Genomic DNA, 10,686 nt, shown 5'->3' with positions numbered 1-10,686 from the left:
AAGCAATATCAGGGCAGCGGGATGCTGAGCCGGATGATGCGCAAAGTGGGGGCTTTGATGCCCTTATGGATCAAATCAGACGACTAGAGGAGCATTCCAAATGTCTGGGCAAGAACTAGACCTTAAGCAGGTCACGACCGCTATTGAAGGCGTCAACAAAACGTTTGACGAATTCAAAAAGGCAGATGCAGAACGCGAGGCCGAAATCAAGCGCCTCGGCGCTGAAATGCCTGAAACCAAATCCAAGCTGGACAAGATCGAGGCCGATCTGGACAAATTCCAGAAAACGGTTGACGACAACTTTCTGGCGATCAAGCGCAGCCAGCGTGTTGTGACCGATGCCAACGGGCAAGAGATCGACATGGAAGCCAAGGCCAGCAAGTGGGCTGAGGTTACAGCTATGGCTTACGACCAGCGCCCATTTGACATGGACGCGAAAGGCATGGCCGACTATCAAGCCGCTGCCAACGTCTACATGAAAAAAGGCATGGACGCGCTTTCGCAGGATCAGCGCAAGTCGCTTTCGGTGGGCTTTGATCCGTCTGGCGGTTATGTCGTTTATCCTGACATGTCGGGCCGCATGGTCACAAAGATTGACGAAACATCGCCAATGCGGGCGTTTGCGTCAATCCAAAGTGTCAGCACAGATGCGCTTGAAGGTCTGTTTGATCTTGAGCGCGCTGCGGCTGTGTGGGTCGGTGAGACTGCTGCACGCACTCAAAGCGGCACGCCCAATCTGGGCAAGTGGCGCATTCCTGTGCATGAACTGTCCGCCATGCCTGCGGCTACGCAAAAGCTGTTGGACGACGCCTCCCTCAATATGGAAAGCTGGTTGGCTGACAAGGTTGCACTTGAGTTTTCGCTGGCTGAAAACGCAGCTTTTGTCGCTGGCGATGGCGTTGATAAGCCGCGCGGCTTCTTGTCCTACGCAAGCGGCACGACCTTGCCGGGACAGATTGAGCGCTTCAATACCGGCGCGAACGGTGCATTTGCAGCCGCGCCTAATGGTGGCGATGTGCTGATTGATGCGCTCTATGGCTTGAAGGCTCAGTATCGTGCCAATGCAACTTGGTTTATGAACCGTGCCACTACCAAGCTGACGCGCAAGCTGAAGGACAGCGACGGCGCTTATCTCTGGTCGCCTGGGATTGCTGCGGGTCAGCCTGCAACGCTCTTGGGCTACCCGGTGGCAGCGTTTGAAGATATGCCCGACCCGGCGACTGACAGCCTGTCTATTGCTGTTGGTGACATGCGCGCCGCATATCAGATCGTTGACCGTGAGGGCATTCGCGTTCTTCGCGATCCTTACACCGCCAAGCCGTTTGTTTTGTTCTACACGACCAAGCGCACCGGCGGCGATGTGGTGAATTTCGAGGCTTTGAAGCTGATCGAATTTACGAGCTAACCAATAGCGGGGCGGTGAACCTGCCGCCCCGTTTTCTCTAGCGCAAAAGGGGTAAATCAATGCGCGATATGATTTCTAATGTTCAAGTAATCCGGGGCGCGGTTCAAACGCTTTCCGGCGTAACGCCAAACAACTCGGCACTCATTGACCGGCGCGGGTTCGACGCCCTGACGGTTTATCTTGAGACCGGCACCGTGACCGATGCAGGCACGGCTGATGGCTTTACGATGAAGCTGCAACATTCGGACACTACGGATGCTTCGGACTTTGTCGATGTGCCGACCGCTGGTCTTTTGGCGAATAGCGACGGCGGAACGACTGTTGCCGTGACTGTTGATGCGACCAATGGCGTCATTGCTGGCGGTGTTGGCTACGTTGGCGGCAAGCGTTATGTGCGCGCTGTTGTGACCGGCACCACCGGCACGAACGCAACCGTGCAGGCTCTTGCCGCTCTTGGCAAGCCGCACCGCGCGCCTGTTGCTACTGTAGGCGCGACCACGGCGGCAACCTGATCTTAGGTGAGGGGCTGGGCAACTAGCCCCCATCCTAAGCACAGGAGGCTATTGGAATGGCAACAAACCCTTGGACAAGTTCGGGCGGCAACCTTACCGGCCTTGCGCGTGACGTTTTGCCTGTCACGCCAAATGATAGCGCCGATATTCTTGCGGGCGCGGTGGCGCTAGGCATTGTCTGCAAGGGCAGCGCGGGCGACGTGGTTATCGTAACGGTTGAAGGCAACGAGCGGACATACCCGATTGCAGCCGAAGAAATTTTGCCGGTTGGCATTAGCCGCGTTAAATCCACCGGAACAACTGCAACGGGCATTTGGGCGTTTATGACATGACCACGGCAAAGATCACGCGAAAAGATGGCTACCGCTGCGCGCCTTCTGGGGCCGTTGTGGTGGCCTTTGCGGTTGGGCAGGTTGTCACAGGCAAAGCGGCTGAGTTAGCCCTTGAGGATGGCGCGGCGCAAGAGCTGCACGATCCCCGCACAGATGCTCAGGCCATGACGCCACCGGAAACGAAAGCCAAGCGCGGAAGGCCACGCAAATGAGCCTGCGGCCATCGATCCCTCGCACGCAACACCGTGGGCATGTGCTGGTAACACCCCCCGCATCTGAGCCTGTAACGGCTGCGGAATTGCGCGCACAACTTGCCGAAACCGAAACGGGGTTGCCAGACGATCAAGCCAATGCCTTGATTGCCGAGGCGCGCGAATTGATCGAGCAAATGACAGGCATTGCCTTCATTACTCAGACTTGGAAGCTAGCGCTAGATCACTGGCCAGCCGGTCAAGAGTTGTGGTGGGATGGAGTGCGGCAGTTGCCTATCAGCGAAATATACGCGCCGAATAGCTTGCGTGCGGTTGAACCACCTCGCTATCCGCTATCGGCGGTCGATAGCGTCACGGTTTACGACGAGGCAGGCAATGCCGCGACAGTGAATATTGCGGCAACTTTTGATGTGGACCTATTCCGCAGGCCGGGGCGTCTTGTGTTAAAGAGCGGGGCAACTTGGCCGATTGCCTTGCGGGCAGCTAACGCAATCGAAATTGAATACACGGCAGGATATGGCGCGAATGGCGCTGCTGTTCCTGCTACACTTAAGCGCGCGGTGAAGCAGGTTGCGGCATACTTGCACGCGCATTACGGGGATGATTGCGTGCCAGAGGATGCGCTAGGATCAGCGCGCGGCTTGCTGGATGCCTACGCGGTCAAGAGGCTGTAATGCAGACCATAGCCTTTGACCTGACCGCAAGCGAATGGACCGAGGTTCTTGGCGGCAACAATGCGCTGGCATTGCAGGTTGAAACCGCAAACAATGTGCGATTGCATTTTAATGATAGCGCGACTGCCCCTGCATTAGATGCTGCATCTATTCTTGTGCAATCTTTCCCCCCGCGTTGGGATTTTGAATGCCAGTCTCAAGTCGGGCAAGCGCGCGTTTGGGCGCGGGCAGATCAAACTCCGGCGCGCGTCATTGTTGTGAGGCGAACGATATGAAGTGTTGCGACTATAACGCGGGAATGCTTCGCACGTCTTGCCAGTTTCAGCGCAAGGCGCGCACATCTGACGGGTCGGGCGGGTGGACTGAGGGCTGGTCTAACCTTGCTGGTGCTGCAACGCGGTGCAGCTTCAAGATGTTGTCGGGCGGCGAACGCTGGCAGGCAATGCGCACGGAGGCGACAACGCGCAACCGGATCGTGACGCGCTACTTTGCAGACCTGACAGAGGCTGACCGCGTGACCATCGCAGGCCGCGCATATAACATCACGGCCATTGATAACGTGGAATTGCGCAACCGTTGGCTTGTCATTGAATTAGACGGCGGGGTGGCGACGTGAGCAGCGCGACGATAACGCTAGAGGGTGGCGATCAACTCGCAGCGGCTTTGCGGGCTTATGGGGCGCAGGCTCAGAAATACGTTGATGATGCGGTGAACGCGACCGGGCTTGAGTTGCGCGGGGATATTGTGAAGCGGTATCAGCGCGGGCCTGCGAGCGGTCGGACGTATGAGAAATATAATCCGCGCCGCACGCATACAGCATCGGCACCGGGCGAGGCACCAGCAACAGACACGGGGCGGCTTGCGTCCAGCGTCAACTTCAAGCGAGAAGGCGCTATGTCTGCAACGGTTGGAAGCGAAATAGTCTATGCCGCAATGCTGGAATTTGGCACGGCACGCATAGCCCCGCGCCCCGCATGGGTTCCAGCTGTCGAGGCTATCCGGCCCAAATACATCAAGCGCCTTGAGGCGGCATTGAGAAAGGCGGCACCATGACCGCGCCTAAGTATTCTGATCTTCGGCAGGCTCTTTATGACAGGCTTGACGCGCAACTTTCTTGTGACGTGTGGTCGCCAAAAGCACCGCAGGCTGACGATGGCGAATTGCTAGGGCCGTTCCCGTATGTGGTCATCACGCAGGCAAATGAAAGCCCTTGGAATACCAAGGCAAGCCGTGGCCTTGATGCTCTTGTCCAGATCGACGCCTACGCGCGCGCAACATCATCTGTCAGCGTGGAGAACGCCATTGCAGATGTGTCCAGCCGGGTGCGCGAGGCTCTAGAATGGTATCCGCTAACGGTTGCCAATGCGGCTTGGGTAGATACGACGCTGGAAAGCATAATCCCCGGCTGGGAGGATAGCGGCAAGACGCGCCGCGCGGTCATGCTGTTTCGCGTTGTGCTGGACGAAGCATAGGGCTTTGCAAACTTTGCAGGTCCGTGATATAACTTTGCAAACTTAGGCATGAAAGGGCTAAGACATGGCAGCACTATCAGGGCGCAAGGTCCGTGTGCAGGTTGGCAGCGGTGTTAGCGCGGCTGACGTTGCGGGCGCTCGCACGGACGAATTGACCATCAACCGAGAGCATATCGACATCACCGACAAGGACGATGACGGTGTGCGCAAGTTGCTTGGCGAGATCGGCGTTATCAGCATGTCAATGACGTGCAGCGGCATTGTAAAGGATGACACGCTGGCGGTCTGGTCAGCTGATGCGACCGAAGTTCTAAAGGACATGTCTTTTGTCATCACTGGTGTTGGCACATACACCGGTTCTTTTGGCATCTCGGCCTTTACCCCCGGCGGCAACGACGGCGCAGAGGCGGCTACGTTTAGTGCTACCTTTGAAAGCGCAGGTGCAATCACATTCACGGCGGCAGTGTAATGACCGACAGCGCAAATCGCGAATTGTCTTTTGATTATGAAGGGCAAAAGTATTTCTTTTCGCCTTCAATCCTGCTGCTAAAGCGGCTCAAGGCGCATGGGGTCCACCTGCTTAACCAGTCTAGCTTGTGCTATTACGGCGGCGTTGATCCTCTTGATATTGTGCCAGTTGTTCAAGTTATCTTTGCCGCTGCTGATGCGCCCAAGCTGAGCGAGGATGAGGCATATAATTGGCTGTTGTCGGGTGATCTGGGGGAAGTGCAGAGCCTACAGCGAGCCTTTATCCAGTCGGTCAACCCAACGATTGATCTGGGAAAAAAGCCAGAGGCCCCGGCACAAGAACAGAAGCCGAAGAAGACGCGGACGCGCAAAGCGACCTAGACTTTGACGGCATGAATATGGCGCTTGTCGCGGGCCACGGTGTAGCGCCGTCTGAGTTTTGGGCTATGACCATTTCGGAAATAGCCGTTTACTTTGAGGCCAAGAGGCCGAAGGAAAAAGGCGATTACGCTGGGTCGCTTACACGGGGCGATGTGGATGATCTAACGGAGTGGATGGAGACTTGGAAAAATGAGCCTGCCACCGCTTAATGTAAAGATCGGCGCTGACACCAGCGGACTTGATAAGGGCCTTAATAAGTCGCAGCAAATTGCCAAGCGGTTCGCGGTTGGCGTCGCGGGGGCGGCAGTAGCTGTTGGCACCGCCATGCTGGCGATGACTAAGCGCAGCATGGAAAACCTTGATGCGCTGACCAAGCAGGCAAGGCAGATCGGCCTGACGGCGGATCGCTTCCAAGCGATGAGCCTTGTCGCTGCTGAGGCTGGCGTAAGCACGGGCGCGCTAACAAATAGCCTCGGCATCATGCAGCGCAACATTGTCGAATTGCAGCGCGGCACGCAAACGCAGGTTCGAGCATTTGAGGCTCTTGGGCTTTCCATCCGTGATCTGGAAGGCTTGGAAGCAGATGAGCAGTTTGAGCGCATTGCTGAACGTCTAAACGCCATAGAAGACCCTGCCGTTCAAACGGCAACGGCAATGGAAGTGTTTGGGAGATCTGGCCGTGAAGTCATCAACATGCTTGATGGCTATGGCGACAAGCTGGAAAACGCGACCGAATTCCAGCGCCGTTTTGGCATTGCTATTTCGCAAACAGATGCAGAGCAGATTGAGCGCGCCAATGACGCTGTAGGCAGGCTTGGAGAGGCATTTGGCGGCATAGGCAATCTTCTTGCTGTTACGGTTGCGCCAGCCGTTGAGCGGTTTTCTAACGGCCTTTTGGGCGTAGCGGGGGCTATTGCAGATCGGCTTAACCCGCCGACTGACGACTTGCTGGAATTGCTTAAGGAAACCCCCGGCCTGATGGACGCCGTAGCTTTGGCCGGGCCGGGGCTGGAAGGTTCTTTTGGTGGCGTTGGAAGCGCGGCGCGTGATGCGGCGGATGATGTTGGCTTGCTCGCTGGTGCATTGCAGTCTTTCTACGATAGGCTGGAAGAAGGTAGCCAAATGGGCGGGCTTGCGGCTGACATAACCGGCGGCATGGGTTCGTTTGGTGGCGTCACTGGCGGCGGCACTGGCGATGGTGAGTTAACTGGTGAAACGGAAGATTTCATTACCAACCTTCCTCCCATTGAGTTCCCATCTGGTGGGGTTGAGGTAAACCAAGCTGACAGCAACACGGTTCGTCCGCGCCAGCCTCCTGCCTTAGTTGACGAGCCTGTTGCAATACCGTCAATCGGCGGCGGTCAGGCCGTGCGCGATCAGTTTGAGCAGCGACTTGAGGCATTGCAAGAGGGCTTGGCAACTGAGGCTGAGATTGTTCAAGAATGGTATGAAAACAGCATGTCAGTTCTGAACGAAGGTTTCGAACGCAAGCTAATGACCGAAGAAGAATACCTTGAAGCCCGCGCGCGACTTGAAGAAGAGTATGCGCGGCGGTCAAGCCAGATCGAGCAAATGCGCCAGCAAAGCAACCTGCAAATTGCGGCGCAGGGCTTTGGTCAGATACTGGCTGCGGCGGGGCAGGGAAATGACAAGCTTCTAAAAGCGTCCAAGGTGTTTAACGCAGGCATGGCTTGGATTGACACTTTGGCAGGGGCGGCGCGCGAATTGCGCAAAGGCACGTTTGGTTTTGCATCTGCGGCGGCGGTTATCGCCAAGGGCATTGGCTTTGTAAACGCAATCAACAGTGTATCAAGCAGCGGCGGTGGTCGCACATCTGCGGCATCCGCTGCTGGCGGTGGCAGCGCAGGCGGATCAGCACAGCAAGCCCAAGCCCCAACCACAACCTTCCAGTTCACATTACAGAACGATCCAATGGGCTTTGGCGAGCAATTCGCGCGGCAGATGATTGAGCAGCTTAACGAGGCGCAGCGCAATGGCGGCAACGTGCGCGGGGTGCTGGGATGACTTTGATTACATCCGGATATACGGTCGGCAGCAACGAGCCTCTAAACCATACGCGGATACTTTGGGATTTCAAGCCGGGGTCGGCTACGGGCGATGGCAATGGCGCAGAGTTGGCGGCAAACGATTACACGGCGCAACGCTGGGTCACCACGGGCGCGGGTGACTGGACGTTTGAGTTTGACGCCAATACGCCCGTGGATACGTTCTTTATCGCAGGACACAACCTAGCGGGCAAGGCTATCACCATTGGCACTAGCGGCGCGACCACGGGCGGGCTTACCGCGCGGGCCACGTTTACGCCTTCGGACAACACGCCTATATTCGTCATGGTCAACACTGGCACCGGGCTGGACCTTGACGTGCGCCGCTACCGCGTTTCCGTTCCGTCTGCGTCTAATGCCGCGATCATCCGCGCTGGCAAGGCCCTGCAAATGCAGCGTGCTATCTATGGTGGACACAATCCCGCGCTATGGAGCCGGGTCACAGAGGGGCAGCAATCGTTTTCTGAAACCGGGCAATGGCTTGGGCGCACAAAGAAGCGGATGGCCTATTCAACGGCCTATAATTGGCAGCATATCACCGCCCCGTGGTATCGCGACAACTTCGAGCCATTCGCGCAGACACTACCGCTCAAGCCATTTGCGATTGCAGGCAACCCGGCGAAAATGTCTTACGATGTGGCGTGGGCCTGGGCGCAGGGTGACGTATCGCCACAGAACATGGGAGTGCGTAATTTCGTGACCATGGGAATGCAGGTGACAGGTTATGCCGGATAGCTTCGCAACAGAACCGCTCGAAGTCATTGAGATCGTGCAGCCATTGTGCAGCCAAGTCTTTGGCGTGGGGGCTTGCGAGGCGACTGGCACTGAGTGCTGGAACACAGACGCAACCTGCAAATTCCGCGCGGCGCTGGATATGTCAGACACGTTACCGCTTTATTTCGTGCGGGATGAAGCGCATGAATGGATTGACGATGCGGGCGCGTTTCAGCCTGCCCTTGCCATTGGGGGCTTAGTATCCACTAGCGTAGCGCCTACCGTTCTAAACGTGGCAGGCGGTTCGCGTGATCGGGGGCCGCTTGGCTATCGCGCGGTTCTAAGTGTGCGGATCAATGATTTTCCTTGGAATGATGTCGGGACCGATCCTTACGTTGCAGATCGAGGCTATGACCCGCAAGAGCGCGGATCGTTTTGGTCCAAATGGCTGAAGCGCAACCCGTTTCATTTGGGCTACAGGATCAACCATTATTCTGGGTATCGCGGGCAGGCGTTGTCAGAAATGACCATGCGCCAATATGAGATTGAGAAGATCGACGCGGGCCGGGACGGGGTGACAATCCGGTCAAAAGACTTGCTTAACCGCGTGAGTGAAGTTGCCGCGCCTTCGCTATCGCCGGGGGTGCTGGCCCTTGATATTGACGCCTCGGCCACAACGCTAGAGGTGGCGGGCGCGGTGCTGGCAGATTACCAAACTGCGCCGGGGATCATCCGGATTGGCGATGAGTTAATGCGCTACACCGGACTGACCGAGATCGGCGGGAACCTGTCTTTTACGGGCCTGACGCGCGGGTCGCTTCGCAGCGAGGCTTCTGACCACGATCAAAACGCGCGGGTGCAGCGCGTGCTGTTCTGGGAGGGCGTGCCGTTTCAGGATATTGTTTATGAGTTGCTGACCGATTGGGCGGACATTGACCCGGCCTTGATCGACAAAACGGCATGGGATGACGAAAAAGCCCTCTTCCGTTCGGCGTTTGATTTTACGGCATATATCAGCAAGCCCGATAAGGTTGTTTCGCTTCTGGGCGAGATTGCATTGCAGGCGCTGGCGAATATCTGGTGGGATGAGCGCGATCAGGAAATATTCCTGAAAGCGGTTCGGCCTGATTTTTTGCCGCAAGAAATATCGGACGATGTGGACATTAAGGCGGGCAGCTTTTCAATCAAGGAACTGCCGGAAGAACGTGCGTCACAGGTTTTCGTGTATTACAATCTTCGCAGCCCTGCCCTGTCATCAACTGATAGCGCCAGTTATGAGAATGCAGCGGTGTTTATTGATGCGGACAAGCAAGCCCAATATGGCGGGCGTCCGGCTGTGCGTGAGTTGTTTTGCCGCTTTATCAACACGGGCGCAATCGCCAACACAGTCGGCCTGACATACCTTAACCGCTTCAAAGATGTGCGGCGGGAGATCACGTTTGACCTGAATACGGAGCGGGCGTTCTGGACAGGCAACCCCGTGAACGTCAGTCATTTTCTGGATGTGGATTTTGACGGTTTGCCGCAAGTCAATAATTGGCTTATACTTTCGGCGCAAGAGATTGAAAGCGGCGCAACCTATCGCTTTACGGCAGAGGATAACAATATGTCTGGCGTGCTTTGGCTTTGGGTTGATGAGGCCACGACAAGCCCGACATGGGCAGACGCTACGGCAGAGGAGCGCAAAACGGTGGGATATTGGCTTAACGATGATGGGACGGACGCGGGCGGGAACCCTGCGCCGTTTAGGTGGCTCTAATGGCAGACTGGACAACGCTTAGCAATGGCGCGGTGGGTGTCGGGGGTTTGCCCTCTGGCACGACTGTAACGGCGCTGCGGGATAACCCCATTGCCATTGCTGAGGGTGCGGCGGGTGCGCCAAGGGTGCAGGGTATTGGGTCAGCCTTAACCCGCGTTGCAACCTATACCGCAACGGCCACTGTGTCGGAAATTGAGTTCATTGATCTTCCTGTGTCACGTCAATGGATTTTCGGCTGGAAAAACCTTACACTGGGTTCTGGGGACGCAAACTTTACTGCGCAATTACAATTCTCATCCGACAATGGCACATCTTATTCTAGCGGTATTAGGCTGGGAACAACTTTTGCTGACAGGTGGATTTCTCTTCCTGTTACGCATCTTGACAGTGGGTTCATTAAAAGCGGGGGGTCTAGTTTCATTAGCAGGTTCGATATTGTTAATTTTTCTGCCGATGTAAACGCAATTAAAATATCACCTCTTAGTGATACGTTTACGAGCGCAGACAACCTTTCCATCTACGTTTCATACCGGGATATAGTCACATGATCGGCACCGTAGCTAGAGTTTCGGGCGGCAAGGTTGAATTTGTCGAGGTTGATCTTCCTGACATCGACCCTGCCGAAGTGTTGGCACAGGACCGCGCGCGCATGATCTGCACCCCTGCCCAAATGCGCCTGACGCTGCACCGC

Annotated in this window: 14 protein-coding genes; all 14 read left to right on the top strand. The window is 56.3% G+C overall.

Annotated elements, in window-relative coordinates:
* Window positions 1–100 precede the first annotated feature (100 nt).
* The 14 genes from VGP75_RS13640 (at window position 101) to VGP75_RS13575 (ending at window position 10,543) form a co-directional block, all read left to right on the top strand.
* The gene (locus VGP75_RS13640; RefSeq protein WP_327544193.1) at window positions 101–1,405 is read left to right on the top strand and encodes a phage major capsid protein; all 1,305 of its coding nucleotides are present in this window, start codon (window positions 101–103) and stop codon (window positions 1,403–1,405) included.
* Window positions 1,406–1,464: 59 nt separating this feature from the next.
* A complete protein-coding gene (locus tag VGP75_RS13635) occupies window positions 1,465–1,917 on the top strand; it encodes a hypothetical protein (protein ID WP_327544192.1) in 453 nt (150 codons plus the stop codon).
* Between the two features lie 56 nt (window positions 1,918–1,973).
* Complete coding sequence (locus VGP75_RS13630; RefSeq protein ID WP_327544191.1) at window positions 1,974–2,249, top strand: spike base protein, RCAP_Rcc01079 family; 276 nt, start codon at window positions 1,974–1,976, stop codon at window positions 2,247–2,249.
* Window positions 2,246–2,461 carry a hypothetical protein gene (locus tag VGP75_RS13625; RefSeq protein ID WP_327544190.1) on the top strand — a complete coding sequence of 72 codons (216 nt, stop codon included), beginning with the start codon at window positions 2,246–2,248 and terminating at the stop codon, window positions 2,459–2,461. The genes VGP75_RS13630 and VGP75_RS13625 overlap by 4 nt, the downstream gene beginning before the upstream one ends.
* Complete coding sequence (locus VGP75_RS13620; protein WP_327544189.1) at window positions 2,458–3,135, top strand: head-tail connector protein; 678 nt, start codon at window positions 2,458–2,460, stop codon at window positions 3,133–3,135. Before VGP75_RS13625 ends, VGP75_RS13620 begins: the two co-directional genes overlap by 4 nt.
* 271 nt (window positions 3,136–3,406) lie before the next feature.
* Complete coding sequence (locus VGP75_RS13615) at window positions 3,407–3,751, top strand: phage head closure protein (protein WP_327544188.1); 345 nt, start codon at window positions 3,407–3,409, stop codon at window positions 3,749–3,751.
* Window positions 3,748–4,188: an HK97 gp10 family phage protein gene (locus tag VGP75_RS13610; RefSeq protein ID WP_327544187.1), complete on the top strand. Its 441-nt coding sequence runs from the start codon at window positions 3,748–3,750 to the stop codon at window positions 4,186–4,188. The genes VGP75_RS13615 and VGP75_RS13610 overlap by 4 nt, the downstream gene beginning before the upstream one ends.
* Window positions 4,185–4,607, top strand: a complete 423-nt coding sequence (gp17, locus tag VGP75_RS13605; RefSeq protein WP_327544186.1) for a tail completion protein gp17 — start codon at window positions 4,185–4,187, stop codon at window positions 4,605–4,607. Before VGP75_RS13610 ends, gp17 begins: the two co-directional genes overlap by 4 nt.
* A gap of 64 nt (window positions 4,608–4,671) precedes the next feature.
* Window positions 4,672–5,076: a phage tail tube protein gene (locus VGP75_RS13600; protein WP_327544185.1), complete on the top strand. Its 405-nt coding sequence runs from the start codon at window positions 4,672–4,674 to the stop codon at window positions 5,074–5,076.
* Window positions 5,076–5,456, top strand: a complete 381-nt coding sequence (locus VGP75_RS13595) for a hypothetical protein (RefSeq protein ID WP_327544184.1) — start codon at window positions 5,076–5,078, stop codon at window positions 5,454–5,456. The genes VGP75_RS13600 and VGP75_RS13595 overlap by 1 nt, the downstream gene beginning before the upstream one ends.
* A 189-nt stretch (window positions 5,457–5,645) precedes the next feature.
* A complete protein-coding gene (locus VGP75_RS13590; RefSeq protein WP_327544183.1) occupies window positions 5,646–7,481 on the top strand; it encodes a hypothetical protein in 1,836 nt (611 codons plus the stop codon).
* Window positions 7,478–8,257, top strand: a complete 780-nt coding sequence (locus tag VGP75_RS13585; RefSeq protein WP_327544182.1) for a hypothetical protein — start codon at window positions 7,478–7,480, stop codon at window positions 8,255–8,257. The genes VGP75_RS13590 and VGP75_RS13585 overlap by 4 nt, the downstream gene beginning before the upstream one ends.
* A complete protein-coding gene (locus VGP75_RS13580) occupies window positions 8,247–9,995 on the top strand; it encodes a hypothetical protein (RefSeq protein WP_327544181.1) in 1,749 nt (582 codons plus the stop codon). Before VGP75_RS13585 ends, VGP75_RS13580 begins: the two co-directional genes overlap by 11 nt.
* Entirely contained in the window at window positions 9,995–10,543 is a 549-nt protein-coding gene (locus VGP75_RS13575; protein ID WP_327544180.1) for a hypothetical protein, read from the top strand. The genes VGP75_RS13580 and VGP75_RS13575 overlap by 1 nt, the downstream gene beginning before the upstream one ends.
* Window positions 10,544–10,686: the final 143 nt, after the last annotated feature.

Origin of the sequence: Yoonia sp. (assembly GCF_036007805.1) — a bacterium.
Taxonomy (GTDB): Bacteria; Pseudomonadota; Alphaproteobacteria; order Rhodobacterales; family Rhodobacteraceae; genus Yoonia.
Note: the sequence above shows the minus strand (reverse complement) of the source record. Positions and strands in the feature narration are given on the sequence as shown.